This is a genomic window from Lampropedia aestuarii (genome assembly GCF_004803635.1).
GTDB lineage: Bacteria > Pseudomonadota > Gammaproteobacteria > Burkholderiales > Burkholderiaceae_C > Lampropedia > Lampropedia aestuarii.
Window position 1 is genome coordinate 58,534 of the sequence record NZ_SSWX01000011.1, and the last position, 15,433, is coordinate 73,966.

At 56.3% G+C, this 15,433-nt stretch carries 12 protein-coding genes and 1 tRNA gene; 2 read left to right on the forward strand and 11 right to left on the reverse strand.

The annotated features are described in order from the left end of the window. Window positions 1–39 precede the first annotated feature (39 nt). From E8K88_RS09790 to E8K88_RS09825, 8 genes are all read right to left on the reverse strand, one after another. Window positions 40–804 carry an IclR family transcriptional regulator gene (locus E8K88_RS09790; protein WP_136406488.1) on the reverse strand — a complete coding sequence of 255 codons (765 nt, stop codon included), beginning with the start codon at window positions 802–804 and terminating at the stop codon, window positions 40–42. A gap of 287 nt (window positions 805–1,091) precedes the next feature. Beyond that, complete coding sequence (locus E8K88_RS09795; RefSeq protein ID WP_168797298.1) at window positions 1,092–2,057, reverse strand: porin; 966 nt, start codon at window positions 2,055–2,057, stop codon at window positions 1,092–1,094. 143 nt (window positions 2,058–2,200) lie between these two features. Continuing rightward, entirely contained in the window at window positions 2,201–3,814 is a 1,614-nt protein-coding gene (locus E8K88_RS09800; RefSeq protein ID WP_136406490.1) for a GMC family oxidoreductase, read from the reverse strand. A gap of 6 nt (window positions 3,815–3,820) precedes the next feature. Continuing rightward, window positions 3,821–5,071 carry a mandelate racemase/muconate lactonizing enzyme family protein gene (locus tag E8K88_RS09805; protein ID WP_136406491.1) on the reverse strand — a complete coding sequence of 417 codons (1,251 nt, stop codon included), beginning with the start codon at window positions 5,069–5,071 and terminating at the stop codon, window positions 3,821–3,823. Window positions 5,072–5,144: 73 nt separating this feature from the next. Next, on the reverse strand, window positions 5,145–6,170 hold the full coding sequence (locus E8K88_RS09810; protein ID WP_338092873.1) for an MFS transporter: 1,026 nt from the start codon (window positions 6,168–6,170) through the stop codon (window positions 5,145–5,147). Continuing rightward, complete coding sequence (locus E8K88_RS18330) at window positions 6,092–6,442, reverse strand: hypothetical protein (RefSeq protein WP_240754439.1); 351 nt, start codon at window positions 6,440–6,442, stop codon at window positions 6,092–6,094. Before E8K88_RS18330 ends, E8K88_RS09810 begins: the two co-directional genes overlap by 79 nt. Before the next feature lie 135 nt (window positions 6,443–6,577). Next, window positions 6,578–8,002 (reverse strand): aldehyde dehydrogenase, encoded by a 1,425-nt coding sequence (aldA, locus tag E8K88_RS09815; RefSeq protein ID WP_136406492.1) that lies wholly within the window; start codon window positions 8,000–8,002, stop codon window positions 6,578–6,580. A gap of 1,088 nt (window positions 8,003–9,090) precedes the next feature. Next, a tRNA-Ile gene (locus E8K88_RS09825) sits at window positions 9,091–9,167 on the reverse strand. A gap of 217 nt (window positions 9,168–9,384) precedes the next feature. On the opposite strand from E8K88_RS09825, the gene E8K88_RS09830 reads away from it, so the two are divergent. Continuing rightward, complete coding sequence (locus E8K88_RS09830) at window positions 9,385–9,552, forward strand: hypothetical protein (RefSeq protein ID WP_205880056.1); 168 nt, start codon at window positions 9,385–9,387, stop codon at window positions 9,550–9,552. Window positions 9,553–9,793: 241 nt separating this feature from the next. Continuing rightward, window positions 9,794–11,350 carry a fumarate hydratase gene (locus E8K88_RS09835; protein WP_136406493.1) on the forward strand — a complete coding sequence of 519 codons (1,557 nt, stop codon included), beginning with the start codon at window positions 9,794–9,796 and terminating at the stop codon, window positions 11,348–11,350. 91 nt (window positions 11,351–11,441) lie between these two features. On the opposite strand, the gene E8K88_RS09840 is transcribed toward E8K88_RS09835, so the two are convergent. From E8K88_RS09840 to E8K88_RS09850, 3 genes are all read right to left on the reverse strand, one after another. Next, window positions 11,442–12,224 (reverse strand): hypothetical protein, encoded by a 783-nt coding sequence (locus E8K88_RS09840; protein WP_136406494.1) that lies wholly within the window; start codon window positions 12,222–12,224, stop codon window positions 11,442–11,444. A 143-nt stretch (window positions 12,225–12,367) separates the two neighbouring features. Beyond that, window positions 12,368–13,864, reverse strand: coding sequence for an alkaline phosphatase (locus E8K88_RS09845; protein ID WP_136406495.1), 1,497 nt, complete (start codon window positions 13,862–13,864; stop codon window positions 12,368–12,370). Window positions 13,865–13,892: 28 nt separating this feature from the next. After that, on the reverse strand, window positions 13,893–15,329 hold the full coding sequence (locus tag E8K88_RS09850; RefSeq protein ID WP_136406496.1) for an alkaline phosphatase: 1,437 nt from the start codon (window positions 15,327–15,329) through the stop codon (window positions 13,893–13,895). Window positions 15,330–15,433: the final 104 nt, after the last annotated feature.

The window sequence follows — 15,433 nt, forward strand, 5'->3', positions numbered from 1 at the left end:
GATTGCTACTGCATCGTGCAGCTGCGCGTCATCTCGTCCTCACCCCAAACGCGCTGAAAGCTGCCAGCACGCCTGCACCAGCGGCGTCACATGTGGACGAACGTCCTTGTTGTTAGCGAAAGACACGCTCATGGCCGCTAGCGGCTCGCCACGGCGATTGAGCACTGCGGTGGCCAGCGTATAAAAACCAGGTGCGCCTTCGGTTTGGGTCAGTGCATAACCAACCCGTTTGATGGCAGCCAGCTCTTGCTGCCATGCTTCCAAGCTCAAACCGGCGCTGGTGCCAGGGTGAATGAATTCATCCCAATACAGCTTTTGAACAAACGCCGGTTGCATGCTCATGATGGCTTTGCCCGAGGCGTCTTCATGCAGCATGGAGGTTTGCCCTACGTAGCGCCCATATGCATCTGAAAAAGGCCACACCACGTTGGCCACCACGAGTGCCTTGGAGCCCGCCAGCACACTGAGATTGACGGCCTCGTGCAATTCGTTTTTCAGCACATCGGCAATGGAGTGGAACATCGAGACCACCGGCTGCTGGAAGTACGCAGTCGATGCCATCTGAAACAGCCGCGCCCCGATGCAATACGATTTTTTGCGCTGCAGATCGCGCACCACCAACTCGCGCCTGAGCAAGGTTCCGACAATGCGGTGGCAGGTCGCAGGCGGCATGCCAACGCGGCTGGAAATCTCTGACAGGGTCAAAGGCAGTGTCGATTGCGTTAGTGCTTCCAAAATATCCAGTGCGCCGTCTACTGCGGGCGCTTTGGACTTGTCATCTGGCAATGGGGCAATAGCATTCATCAAGGGATCAGGGTTGCATCGGCCTGGACCGAATCGACGATCTCGAGCAACCCTCACCTACATCAGGATTGCGATCGCAGGGCCATGGACAGTAGTCAGTGGAGCCATAGAACGTGTTGGCACGCCCCAACGCGGTCTGCGCGGAGATCGTCAGCACGTTCTTGGCTGCAACGCAGTTGCAGCCAAGGGTGGCTGGCATGCTAACACGTGAATCTCCATGCTGTGGCATTCATTCACACAACTGCACGGCCGCCTCACCACACCAATGGCAACACAGCCCTATTCCGTCAGAAACTATGGGCCAAGCCTACGCCATAGGCTGTTTTACTGCTGTCGCGGCCCCACAGGTTTTTGCCCTGGTTGCCGACGCTCAAGTACACATTGGTACGCTTGGAGAACGCGTGCACCGCGCTGGCACCAAAGAAGTTCGCTTTGTAATCTTGCTGCCGCCCATAACCGAGCTTGTAGCTCATGCTGCCTACGGTGTACTGTCCGCTCAAGGTGTAGGAGCGGTTTTTATCGCCTTGGGGCAGTTTTTCATGGTCATACGCGGCCATCACCTGCCATGGGCCTATGGCGTATTTGGCCGCCACAAAGGTCACGCGCTTGTCTTCCGGTGTGCGCTCCATGGCTGCCAGCAAGGAGAGCTGGTCGTAGGCATAGCGCAAAGCAACCGACAGGCTGCGGTGTTTGTCATCGACCTGTTTTTGCAGGCCCGCAGACACATAGCCTGTAAAGCCACCGATGGTCGGCGCTTCGTAGTAAATGCCGTTGTTCAAACGTGAGAAACTCACCCCATCCGAGCTGTAGTTTGGATCGGCTGCGGAATTGCCATGCCAGAGATACCATGCCGGAGACGCAATGCCGTCGTAGTTGTACCAAGGGTCAAAATGCCAATCGTTTTGCCACAAGGCCGTCATGGCGCGTCCAAGGCGCACATGGCCAAAGCTGCCCTTTAAACCCACGGTTGATTCAGCACCAAAATAAGACTTGGGGTCTTCGATCTGCCCGTCCTGCAGCTTGAAACGCGAGGCCAATTTAAAGGTCGCAGACAAGCCACCCCCTAAATCTTCCACGCCACTGAAAGCAAACATGCTGCGGCTGATACCGCCCACCTGTGTGCCGCCTTGATAGCCCTTAAAAACGCCGATATCCAAACTGCCCGAGAGCGTCACGCTGGACTGCGCTTGTGCGCTGGCAGCCAGCACCGAAACGCAGGCCAGCAGTGCGATTTTGCTTGCTGTGGTTGTCACAAATGTCTCCTTATTGGTTGTATGTTGTCTTCTTGTGCGCTTTTGCGGCAAAGCGCTGCCCTAGCAGTCATAGACCAGCTATTCAATTGCAATTCGGCTGAGAAAAAAGCGGTCCATGTGTTGACCGCTCAATGGCAACGCAGCTACAGGGCGGAGCTGGCCAACACCATGTCTGCTGCCTTTTCTGCCACCATCATCGTGGGCGCATTGGTATTGCCCGAGGTGATGTTGGGGAACACCGATGCATCGACCACGCGCAACGCCTGCACGCCATGCACCCGCAACTGGCTGTCGACCACGGAATGCTGCGGATCGCTGCCCATCGCGCAAGAGCCGCACAGGTGGTAGATCGAGCCGCTTTGCTCCCGAAAGAATTGCAGCATGCTGGCATCGTCGCTCACGCTGCTGCCAGGACTGGTTTCTTCAGCCGTGACCTGTTGCATGCTGGCAGTCGACATGATGCTGCGCACCAGCTTGCTGCCGGCAATGGCTTCGCTCTGGTCGTGGGCGGTGGCCAAATAGTTCGGGTCGATTGCGGGCGCCTCTTGCACATCCCGGCTTAGCAGTGTGATGCTGCCACGGCTGGTAGGGCGGCTGGGCGCAAAGAAAATCGTGAAGCCCGAATACGGCTGCACACGCGGTGCGCCACCAGACTCCGGCAGCACATAGCTTAGCGAGTTGAAGTACAGCTGCATATTCGGATGCGCAACCGCCTCGCTGGTGCGCACAAAGCCCCCTGCTTTGGCCGTCGTGGCAAACACGCCTTTCTTCTGAAACAAATACTGCAACATGGCCCGCACTTGCTGTGGGCGACTGCGGATATCGTCATTGCTGGTGCTGCGGCTAGCACGGTAATAGTAAGAAGCGCAAAGATGGTCCTGCAAATTCTGACCCACCGCCGGAGCGTGTTGCAGCACCGGAATCTCGTACTGTTGCAACAGCTTGGCATCCCCCACGCCAGACAGCTGCAGCAGCTTCGGTGTTTCCACTGCGCCAGCGCACAGAATCACCTCGCGGCCTGCACGGAATGTTTGGCGGCGGCCATGCACCAGTACCTCCACCCCTACCGCACGCTTATGCGCATCAAACAGCACCCGCTCTGCCAATGCATGGGTTTGCACCACCAGATTGGGGCGTTTTCTCGCAGGGCGCAAATACGCCACACCCGACGAGTCACGCTGGCCGTTGCGGGTGTTGATATCGTAGATGCCCACTCCTTCCATTTGCGGGCCATTGAAGTCGTTGTTGCGCACAAAACCGCGCTCTTCGCAGGCCGCAAAGAAGTTGTCGCAAATGGGGTGCACCGCATCGCGGGTAATGCGAATACGGCCTTTGGCACCATGCCATTGTGTCTCGCCAGCCCAGTGCGACTCCAGCCGTTTAAAGACCGGCAACACATCGCTCCAGCCCCAGCCCGAGTTGCCTGCTGCTGCCCAGTCGTCAAAATCCTGCTGGTGGCCGCGCACATACACCATGGCATTGATGGCGCCAGAGCCTCCCACCACTTTGCCACGCGGCGTGTACACGCGTTGGTTGGCCAGCTCTTTCTGCGCCGTCGTGCGATAGCGCCAGTTGTACTTGGGGTGGTAGAACAGCTGGGCAAAGCCCAAAGGCATACGCAACCAGAAGGAGGTGTCATCAGCACCAGCCTCCAGCAACAGCACGCGGTGCTTGCCAGAAGCACTCAGACGCTCGGCCATAATGCAACCGGCCGAGCCCGCCCCCACGATGATGTAGTCGAACTGTGAAGCGCTCATCTCAACTCACTCTTTATCCGTTGCGTAGCGTGCTTTCCAGCTGTCCGATGGGCCGGCCTTCACATCAAAGGGCTGGCTGGAGACCGTCAAATGCAGGCGGTTGCTGGTGTAGGGCGTATGGGCCTTGACCACATCCATATTCAGCTCCACGCCCAAACCTGGCTCGTTGGAAGGAATGATGTAGCCGTCTTCCCACTGAATAGGTTTTTTGAGAATTTCAGCGTGGAACCCGTCCCAGCGCATGATGCTTTCTTGGATCAGGAAGTTAGGCGATGCCACGCCCACCTGAATGCTGGCAGCCGCGCCAATCGGGCCGTTATAGAGGTGCGGCGCGATTTGCGCATAGTGCACTTCGGCCAGGCTGGCAATTTTCTTGGCTTCCAAAATCCCGCCCACGCGGCCTAAGTTCATCTGCAAAATCGAGGCCGCATTGTTGCGCAGCACGTCAAAGAATTCGTACTTGGTCGTCAAACGCTCACCTGCCGCAACCGGGATGCTGGTGCGTGCAGCCACGCGCGCCATGGCCTCGTTCTGGCCTGGCGGCACGGGCTCTTCAAACCACAGCGGATCGTAAGGTTCGATATAGCGGGCCAAACGAATCGCCGATGAAGGCGTCATCTGGCCATGCGTGCCAAAAATCAGATCGCACTGGGAGCCGACGGCTTCGCGCAAGCGCTTGCAAAACGTCACCGACAGCTCCATCAAGTCCAAACTCAGCTGGTGGCCGCAATATGCGGTGTACGGACCTGCAGGATCGAACTTGATCGCCGTAAAGCCTTGCTTGACATACTCTTGTGCACAGGCGACCGAAATTTCTATGTCTTCGTAATCGTGGCTGTATTCACCGTCGGCTGTTTTAGGGTAGAGGTAGGTGTAGGAGCGCAGGCGCTCATTGACCTTGCCCCCAATGAGTTGGTAGACCGGCTGGTTAGCCGCTTTGCCAATAATGTCCCAGCACGCCATCTCCAAGCCGCTGACCACGCCCATCATGCTCAGATCTGGGCGCTGCGTGAAACCACTCGAGTACGCCTCACGGAAGAATCGCTCGATATGGTGTGGATCGTGGTTTTCCAAATAGCGCTGGTACACATCACTAATTGCCGCCTCCATCACGCTAGGGTGAAAAGATGCTGCATACACCTCGCCAACCCCTTCAATACCGCAGTCGGTTTTGAGCTTCACGAAGATCCAGTAGCGGCCACCAATATAAGGAGGCGGTACGGCAACAACATAGGTTTCAAGAGAGGTAATTTTCATGGCTTTGGCTCGGTGGTATCAGGACAGGGACCACACCCTGTCCGCATTGTTAGACATAGTGCAGCGCTCAGGCTCACTGGCCGGGGAAACGGTAGTTCTCAGTGCGTTTGTGGTAGATCCACACCAACAGACTGCCCAGCAAACAGCAGACGGCGATGTAGACAAAATAAATCTGCGTGCCCAATTGACCTGGGTATCGGTGCGAGATCGCAGAGTGAATCATTGGCAGGAAAATATCGGGCGAGAGACCAATCATCGAGATGATGCCCATGGCCAATCCGGTCACACGTGCAGGCACCTGGCTGCGGTCAATAATGGCCCAGTACAAGCCGTGTACGGAGTAAGTCAGCAAGCCCAGTATCACAATGCATGCTGCCAAAAACCAGGTAGGCACTGAAGAAGGCACCGCAACAAACACGATCCAAACGATGGCAGCTATGACCATGCCCCAGCCCAGCACCTTGGTATTGCCCAAGCGGTCACCCAAAAATCCGCCGCCTATCGCACCAATGGGGCGCATCCACAGCTTGATCAAAGTCAGTTGTCCCGCTACCACCGCCGATGCCGAGAAATGCTCTTGGATATAGCTGGAGAACGAGTAGGTTGCCCACAGCAATTGGTAGCCTGCCAGCACGATCAGGCTGATGAGCCAAATCTCAGGAATTGTGAGCAGCAAGACCACATCCCTCCAGAAGGATGACTTCACACTGGTCGTGCTTTTTTCTTCGGCACTGCTGGCCGAATCGTTAGGCAGCAAGAACGTACAGATCACGCCCAGCGCCAAACAGGTGTACACATAGAAGTTAATCACCGGCCCCAAAGAGCCTTGCGGTGGGCGGCTGGCGTAGTAGGCAAAAATCGCCACCGCCGCCGATGCCAGCACCGCCTCGGTTAAGCCCCGCCCCCCATCAAGAATGCCGAAGAAGCGGCCTTGCTCACGCTCAGTGGCCAGCAGTTTCACCGCCCGCAAAATCGCAGACCAGAAGGTCAGGCCGCCTGCAATGCCCCAGCCAATAAAGATCAGTTGTAAAGAGCCAAAGTCAGGAAAAGTCGCAAACCACATGCCCAACAAGCCCACTGCCCCCAAAGAGAAGCCCACCAACCAGCGCGAGCTGACACGGTCGGCCAGCCACTGGGGATGTAGGTGATCACATAAACAATGCCCAAAATGGTGTATAGCTCGCCCAGCTGGTCGGCAGAAATACCAAACGCCTGCAGCAAGGTCACTTCAAAGTTTTGGCGCAAATACAGCAATGGATACAAAGCGCCCGCAGCCAGCGTGAGCAGGCCCAATTGAAAATAGCGCTGCCATGCACTGGACTGGCTTGGCGCCTGGACACCTTGGTGCCCTTTAGAAATGGTCACTGACATATGTCTCCTGCTTTTCAAAAGCTTGTTGTGCGAAAAATTCTGGCGGCGCGCATCACAGGCGCAGCATCGCCCCACGCGTGCAGTCAGCTGCACGCGTTATGTGTTGTCTTGTCAAGAAAAAACTGCGTAGGTGGCTCAGTAAGAGCCCACCACCAGCCGTGTCTGCGTGAACGCCAGCATGCCGTGCATGCCATCGTCACCGCCTATGCCAGAGCGCTTCCAACCCGCATGAAAGCCTTGGTAAGGGTCATCGGGAATGCGGTTGACATAGCACTCCCCAGCTTCGATTTCGTTGGTCACACGCATGATCGTGCGGTAGTTCTCGCTGTACACCATGGAGGCCAAACCAAACTGGTGGTCGTTGACCATGTCCATGGCCTCATCCAGTGTTTGGTATGTCACCACAGCCAGCACAGGACCAAAAGTTTCTTCCTGCACAATTTCCATGTCTTGACGGCAGTTGGTCAGCAGTGTGGGCGGGTAGAAGAAGCCTTTGCCCTCTGGCACCACACCGCCGCACTCCAAGGTCGCACCATCGTCAATGGCGCGCTCGACCATGCGGTGAATATGCAGACGCGCATTGTTGTGAATCAGCGGTCCCATCCAATCGTGGTTTTTGCTGCGATCGCCCCATTGGCGATTGCGCATGGCCTCGCTCAGCATGGCAATAAACTGCGGCGCCACCGACTCCTGCACGTACACGCGCTCAGCGGCAGTACACAGCTGGCCACAGTTAGATGTTTTGGAGCGCACGATGTCGGCAACCGCCTTGGCAAGATCCGCATCGGGCTCGACGATAACGGGTGTTTTACCGCCCAGCTCCAGCGCGGCCTTGGCAATATTTACTTGCGAATACTCCAGCACCTTGCGCCCTGCCCCCACACTGCCCGTCAACGTAATCATGCCAACCGCAGAGTGCGTGCACACCTGCTCTGCCACTTGGTGGTTCATGGCCACGATATTGATCACCCCGGCGGGAATGCCCGCATCCGCCACCGCCTGCGCAATTTCCAGTGCCGAGCACGGTGTGTAGCTGCTGGGGCGCACAATCACGGTATTGCCAGTAATCAGTGCGGGCGCCAGTTTGCGCATCAAGGTGTACACCGGTGAGTTGAATGGGATCAGGCAAACCACCACCCCAATCGGCTCACGGTAGAGCAGCAAATTTTCGTTGGCGTTGTCACTTGGCACGATCTCACCGGTAATGCGGCGCGCCCACTCGGCGTGGTAGCGCGTCACCTCCGCGGCATACACCACTTCACCGCGTGCATGTTCGGGGCTTTTGCCCGATTCCAAAGCCAGCGCCTTGCCAATGCTGTCGGCACGTGCCACTAGCGCATCAGCCAGTTTGTGCAGGTACTTGCCACGCTCGACAGCAGGCAATTTGCGCCAGAGTTTTTGCGCACCTGCCGCCGCTTGCGTGGCCAGCAATGCATCTTCTGGCGTCACACAATCGACTGTCGCAACCAGCGCTTCCGTGGCTGGATTGAGCACCTCCAAGCGTGACGCTCCTTCGGAAGGTCTGAACTGGTTGTTGATGAAATTTTGATAATGCCGCACTCGTTATTCCTTGTCTGGCTCGCTGATCGAGCTCACTGATCGAAACACGAGTGAATCTTAGGTGTCAATTCCACATTCAGTCAATAAATTTCAAATATATTATTTATATTCCATATATGAAATTAAATAGCGAGAACATCTATAAAAATCAGTGAGAAATTCCCTATCACCTGCAGGACAAAAAACACGCCAACAATCCCCTCGCCAGTCCTTTCATGCTGGCAACAAAGAAAAATCAATCGCATGCTCAAGAAAAAAACGCTAAGCCAATGCATTCATTGGAATTTTTCAGTTTGTCTCTTGTATACCGCATTGAAGACTACACAGAAAAGCAAACCAAGCAGTACGGCATGCCACCTTGGCAACGCATCCAAACGGCGCCAAGCTCTTCCATATATGGAATGATTTGGCAGACAATCGAGCGCTATGGCAGCCAACACGCCAGAACAGCCCTTCACGCAACTAATAGGTGTTTTCCCTTGTTTATGCGTTTTTCGCACAATTGCCCGCTTAAAAAGAGCTGTGGCCATTAAAAAGTCACCTGCTCAGACAATGCCATGCAGTTAAGACCGGTCTGTATTTTTTCTTTGCAAACGCTGGAGATGGCCGCATTCACAATGCGCAGGGCATGACAAAACGGTCATAGCCTGCCGACTTGCGCTTGCAGCAAACAGGCGCCCGGATGAAGTGCTCGGGTTTGAGCGCCGGAATATGGATTTGAAAAAGACAACCGCATGGCTGCACGCCGGCAGAAGTAAAGATGGCCAAGCCCACGTACGTGCGGCAAGCGGGTCAGGCTATTGGCAAACGCACTCTTGGTGCGGCGTGCAAGAACATCGGCATCAAGCAAATACGCCTTCATGACTTGCGCCTCGCCTGGGCCATTTGGCATGCTCAAAATGCCCACAGCTTGTTCTCAAGAAATTGGGCGGCAGGAGTGAGTTCTTAATGGTGAAGAAGCATGCCAACCGAGCACCCTCCCACTTGCCCGGTGACGCAAACACGGTCAAGAATTGGGCAAATTTCGATACGCCAGGTTCTGAAAAGAAAAAAGCGGCCATGTAAGCCGCTGATTTCATTTGTGATTTTGGTAGGCCCAGCAGGGCTCGAACCTGCGACCAAAGGATTATGAGTCCTCTGCTCTAACCAACTGAGCTATAGGCCCAAACTAAGCTGGCAATTATTGCACATGAAACCTGCATCCAATTGTCTTTGCACTACAGTTTCGAAGTCGCAATTGTTTCTTTTTCAAAAACGATCCATTCAAACCTGATGGCTTTATCGGCCCAGCCTGCTTTCCTAGAATGGACTCACACTGCTAGCGCCGCAATGCATTCACTTGTGCGTGCGTCGTTTCCCAAGGACGTGTATACGCGAAGGCCTTGGCCGGTTTTGGCCTGCCCGAAGGTTTGGCTGCGGCAATTGCGTCATGGGATGTCGGTGCAGCGCAAGGCGCGTTGTATTCCGATGACCGCACGCTCTCGCGCTTGATTGGTCGCCCCACTACACCTCTCAAGCAAGCCGTGGCAGACGCGCTGCAAGCGCTATAAACTACCCGCCAGAGCCGCATGAGCCTCGGCTCTTTTCTCCAGGGCGCCATCGGCGCCCTTGTCGGCGCCCTATTGCACACTTGCGGGTTTTGGCGCGCATTGCCTGAGACAAAGGCGCATAACGGCGATAATTGCGCTGCGCTCCGAGTTGTGGCATCGCCAGATGCTTGGGAGTGCAGAGACAGTGTATTAACATGAAGGCACGGCCACTGGCCTGACCCTCACAACAAATCCCCACGCCATGACTACTACTTCCATTCGTCAGGATGACCTGATCGAGTCGATTGCGGCTGCCCTGCAATACATCAGCTACTACCACCCGAGTGACTATATTGAGCATTTGGCCCGTGCCTATGAATGGGAGCAAAGTCCTGCGGCCAAGGATGCGATGGCGCAGATTCTCACCAACTCCAAAATGAGTGCCACTGGCCACCGCCCAATTTGCCAGGACACCGGCATCGTCAACGTGTTCCTCAAAGTGGGCATGGATGTGAAGTGGGACGGCTTCACCATGGGCCTGGAAGACGCGATCAACGAGGGCGTGCGCCGCGGCTACAACAACGCCGACAACCAGTTGCGCGCCTCGGTCGTGAGCGATCCGCAGTTTGCCCGCAAGAACACCAAGGACAACACACCTGCGGTGATTTCGGTGCAAATCGTGCCGGGCAATACCGTTGATGTGACGGTAGCGGCCAAAGGCGGCGGCTCCGAGAACAAATCCAAAATGATCATGATGAATCCCAGCGACAACCTGGTCGACTGGGTGCTCAAAACCGTGCCGACCATGGGCGCGGGCTGGTGCCCGCCAGGCATGTTGGGCATTGGCATTGGCGGCACGGCTGAGAAAGCCGTCTTGCTGGCCAAGGAAAGCCTGATGGAAGACCTGAACATGTACGAGCTGCAGCAAAAATCGGCGCGCGGCGAAAAACTCGACCAAGTCGAAGAGCTGCGCCTGGAGCTCTACCAAAAAGTCAACGCGCTGGGCATTGGCGCGCAAGGCCTGGGCGGCCTGACCACGGTGCTGGATGTGAAGATCAAGATGTACCCAACCCACGCGGCGTCCAAGCCGGTGGCAATGATTCCGAACTGCGCCGCCACGCGCCATGCGCACTTCGTACTCAAGGGCGAAGGCGCGGTGTATTTGGATGCACCATCGCTGGATCTGTGGCCCAAAATCGACTGGGAGCCAGACTACAACAAGAGCAAGAAGGTCAACCTCGACACCCTGACCAAAGAAGAAGTGGCGAGCTGGAAACCGGGCGACACCTTGCTGCTCAACGGCAAGATGCTGACTGGTCGCGATGCCGCGCACAAGCGTATTCAAGACATGCTGGCCAAAGGTGAATCCTTGCCAGTGGACTTTACCAACCGCGTAATTTACTACGTTGGCCCGGTCGACCCGGTGCGTGACGAAGCCGTCGGCCCTGCCGGCCCCACAACGGCGACCCGCATGGACAAGTTCACCGACATGATGTTGGAGCAAACGGGTTTGATCGCCATGGTGGGCAAGGCCGAACGCGGCCCAGTGGCAATCGAAAGCATCAAAAACCACCAAAGCGCCTATTTGATGGCTGTGGGTGGAGCGGCCTACCTGGTCTCCAAAGCGATCAAGACTGCCAAAGTCGTGGGCTTTGAGGATTTGGGCATGGAAGCCATTTACGAGTTTGATGTGGTCGACATGCCAGTGACCGTCGCTGTGGATGCAGGGGGCACCAGCGCCCACATCACCGGCCCTGCGATTTGGCAAGAGAAAATTGCCAAGGGCGAAGCCAAAGTGATGATGCTGACAGAAGTCTGATCAAACACCCTAGGGCTCGTCCCTTAAAGCCCAAAAGCAGCACAGCGCTCCCCAGCCTTGTGCTGCTTTTTTATTGGCCGACTGGCTGAGCTCAATCGAGCAAGTCGGAATAATCGCCTGTTTTGTAATGGCTTAACAAGGTCCAAGGCATCACTTCAGGAGCGTCAATCTCTTCAGCGGTCAGTTGGTAGAACGTGGTGTCATGGGGGCCGCGTTTGAGCACCCGCCGCGGATACTGTTTCTCGATATCCCACGCGACTTCGGTCATGCTTTCATCGGCAAACTTGCGGTAGAGCTGAATTCCATCGCGCGGTTGGCCTACCGGCTGCAAGGCGGTGAGTGAAGACGGCGGAATCACCCAATAGGTCGCCTCCCACGAACCGTTGTAGCCGACATTGCCTTGGTGGGCGGGCTCGACGCTGATGAGCTGCTCCATCTCCTTGATGATCACTTGCACCTCGACCTCGCCAGTGTCGCTACGCTGCACCATGATTGGAGCCTCTTGCGCCAGCGTGTGGGCGTGACCTGCATGCGGGCCCGTATTGGTCGTTCCGCCGTGGCCGTGCGCCAGGCTATCGCGCAAGGCCTGCGGCTGGTCTTTCTCAATCCAAATGCGCTGGCCTTCACGGTACATGATTTTGGTGTAGCTGGCTTCGCGCTGCACGCCATCGCTGCCAATATTCATGGTGCGGTAATTGAGCCGCAGTTGCACATCGGGGGCTGCTTGCAGCGCAGCTTCAGCCTGTGCAGCAGTGGCTGCCGCAGATGCTGCCACCGGTGCATGGCCCCACCATATGGGCATCAGCAAGGCCGCGGCAACAGCGGCTTGCAACACATTAGCGGGGATACGCCAGGGCTGAGTCGCGTTGGTCATGTTCATTTCTCTCATCGGTTCACGGTGGCTGTGCAAACTCTATCAAGAGCTGCGTACAAAGCACAAAAGAGGTGGGCTGCCATAGGCAACCCGCCTCTGTGTTGATTCACACTGAATGTGCCAATATCAATGTGCTGGCATGTTTACAGTCCAGCGGCTGCACGCACTTTCTCAAACACTTTGGTGTTGTCGTAGGTTCCGCGGAAATGTGAGGCACCCGCACCGCCGGCAAACAACATCACGTCACCGCCGCCGTGGGTCTCAGCACCGGGCGCGCCCAAAGGAATACCGACTTCTTGCAGGAAGTTGTCAGCTGTGGTGTCCACATTGGTCAAGTCCTGACGCGATGCTGCGCGGGGCGGTGAAATGAAGGCTTCGCCATCTTCAGCCATAGCGCCTACACCGGCACGACCGCCGTTACCGAACACCAAGGTGGTGTAAGGCTTGCCATCAGCGGCCTTGACCACTTCGCCTGTGCTGTAGTCCTGCACCAAGCCCAAAATCGGATTGCCAATCTTGGTGTAGCCGTTGAACGCGATTGCATGGTCATGGTCGGCAGTGACGACAATCAGCGTATTGGCCAGGCCAGGGTCTTTTTGCTCCATCACGCGCAATGCAGCTTGCACTGCTTCGTCCAGGGCCAGTGTGTCTTCCAGCGCGCGCTTGGCGTTGGTGCCGTGCAAAGCATGGTCGATACGGCCGCCTTCGACCATCAGAAAGAAGCCCTTGTCGTTGCGACTCAAGACATCGAGCGCCTTGGTCGTCATTTCAGACAGGCTTGGCTCATCCAGTCCCATTTTGACGCGGTCAAGCTCATAGGCCATTTCGCTGTTCGCAAACAGGCCCAGCAGCTTGCTGGTGTTGCGCGTATCCAGCGCATTCAATGCCGTGCCAGAGTTCACGTAGGTATAACCATTGCTTTGCATGTCAGCCACCAGGTTGCGTTCATCGCTGCGGCGGCTGTTGGGGTAGACCGACCTGGGCAGGTAATTGCGCCAGCCCCCGCCCAGCATCACATCAATGCCAGCGCCTAAACGGGTGTTGTACTCTGGGTACCCCGGCACAGACTGCTCGGCAATCGTGTTGTAGGCATTGCGGTTGCACACGTGCGCATAAGTTGCCGCAGGCGTGGCATGTCCTACACGGGTGTTGGAGACCACGCCTGTAGAACGGCCCTGACCAATGGCCAGCTCCAGCAGCGTTTCAGCAGCCTGGCCATTGTCCACTGGGCACGTGGAGTCTTCGCCGTTGATGTACTGCGAGCCATCTGGCGCGTAGGCCTGGGTATCGGCTGACATCGAGATGACTTCGTTATTCATCTTCACGCCGGTCATATACGCGGCCATGGAAGGCGCGCTGTCGGTCGTTTGGCCATCGAGCGAGAAAGTTTTGATGCGGCCGGCATAACCCAAGGTTTGCAGTGCCAGTGCAGCGCGCTCGGAAGACTCCAACTTCGCACCAGCGGCAATTTCTTTCTCACCTTTGTAAATGCGTGCGGCAGTGACAGTCACAGGGCCCATGCCATCGCCCAAGAAGAAAATCACGTTCTTGGCAGTTTGCGCGCTGGCTACGCCTGTGGCTGCCAACAAGCCTGCGCCCAGCGCCAAGGCCATGGCTGTTTTATGAAATGGTGTAGTCATGATCGGTATCCTTTGTTGCTGGGGCAGCTCAATTCATTGCAATGGCTTTTTTGATCAGGCCAAACACTTCGTTATTGGTCAAGGTGCCACGGAAGTTCTCGGCACCCATGCCTTTTGCGCCCAGGAAGACGTCGCCACCACCGTGGGTTTCAGAGCCTGACATCGGCACCACAGCTTCTTGCAGGTAGTTCGGGTCTTCCAGCATTTCTGCCGTGATCACGCCGCGCTGGTCCAAACGCTTCAAGCCGTTGCCAAAGCCCAGGATCGTGTAGTTGTTGCCATCAACATCGGTGGAAGCTTTGCCATCGGTGTAGTTGTTCACCAGGCCCAGCACCCCAGGTTTTCCTGGCTCGGTCTTGCCGGTGCGTGCGGCGTAGCCGTTCATTTGCAGCGTGTGGTCGTGGTCAGCGGTTACCACCACCAAGGTATTTTTCAGACCGGGGTCGATCGCTTCGAGTTTGTCCAACGCCAGCTTGACAGCATTGTCAAAAGCGATGGTGTCTTGCAAGGCACGGCGCGCGTTGGTGGCATGCAGAGCATGGTCGATGCGACCGCCTTCAACCATCAGGAAGAAGCCTTTTTTCTGTGCGGCCAGCGCATCAATCGCTTTGCCTGTCATCTCTGCCAATGATGGCTCTTTGGCTGGGTCACGGTCGAGGTCATAGCTCATATCACCGGACGTCATCAACGCCACAATCTTGCTGCCGTCAGTGGGCAGGCTGTCGAATTCGGCACGTGTGGCGGCAAATTTGTAGTTGGCCTTGACCAACTCAGCGGTCAGGTCACGGCCATCGGTGCGGCGACCGCCTTTGTCACTAGGCAGGAAGTTTCGGATACCGCCGCCAATCACGACGTCTACGCCATCCCCCAAGCGGCTATTAAAGCCGGCACCGCCAGGCACCAAAGCGGCAGCGATGGTGTTGTAGGCATCTCGGTGGCAAACGTGGGCGTACGTGGTCGCTGGCGTCGCATGGGTCACACGTGTGGTTGTGACCACACCTGTGCCATAACCTTGGTCTTTCATCAGCTCCAAGATCGTATCCACAGGCGTGCCATTGCCAGTTGGGCATGTTGAATTTTCGTTTTGCACGTAAGCATTGCCTTGCGCGTCTGTGGCACGGGTCTCCGCAGACATCGAGATGACTTCGTTGTTCATCTTCACACCGGTCATGTACGCAGCCATCGAAGGCGCGCTGTCGGTGACCTGGCCATCACGCGAGTAGGTGTGGATGAAAGCAGTCTCCGGCAGCGTATCCATGGTCAACTCACCCTCTTCACCCACAGCGTAAATACGCGCGGCAGTCATGGTCGTGATGCCCATGCCATCCCCCAAAAAGAACACAACGTTCTTCTGTGGCGCAGGCATTGGCACGACAGGAGTCGAGCTATCGTCGTTGCTGCCCCCGCACGCGGCCAAGAAAGCCACTACTCCAGCCATCACTGGATACAATAATTTATGAGTCATGGGTTCTCCAAAAGTTAGCGCTGCCCACACATGCCAACGCCTCGGTGGCGAAGTGTAGAAACTACTTTTGACAGGATCGTGACAAGAAATAAAAACTGCTGGCA

Bases quoted from the DNA above. Each gene is read 5' to 3' on its own strand.
- E8K88_RS09835 (WP_136406493.1), top strand. From the start codon at position 9,794: ATGACTACTACTTCCATTCGTCAGGATGACCTGATCGAGTCGATTGCG.
- E8K88_RS09805 (WP_136406491.1), bottom strand. From the start codon at position 5,071: ATGAAAATTACCTCTCTTGAAACCTATGTTGTTGCCGTACCGCCTCCT.
- E8K88_RS09840 (WP_136406494.1), bottom strand. From the start codon at position 12,224: ATGACCAACGCGACTCAGCCCTGGCGTATCCCCGCTAATGTGTTGCAA.
- E8K88_RS09845 (WP_136406495.1), bottom strand. From the start codon at position 13,864: ATGACTACACCATTTCATAAAACAGCCATGGCCTTGGCGCTGGGCGCA.
- E8K88_RS09790 (WP_136406488.1), bottom strand. From the start codon at position 804: ATGAATGCTATTGCCCCATTGCCAGATGACAAGTCCAAAGCGCCCGCA.
- E8K88_RS18330 (WP_240754439.1), bottom strand. From the start codon at position 6,442: ATGTCAGTGACCATTTCTAAAGGGCACCAAGGTGTCCAGGCGCCAAGC.
- E8K88_RS09850 (WP_136406496.1), bottom strand. From the start codon at position 15,329: ATGACTCATAAATTATTGTATCCAGTGATGGCTGGAGTAGTGGCTTTC.
- E8K88_RS09800 (WP_136406490.1), bottom strand. From the start codon at position 3,814: ATGAGCGCTTCACAGTTCGACTACATCATCGTGGGGGCGGGCTCGGCC.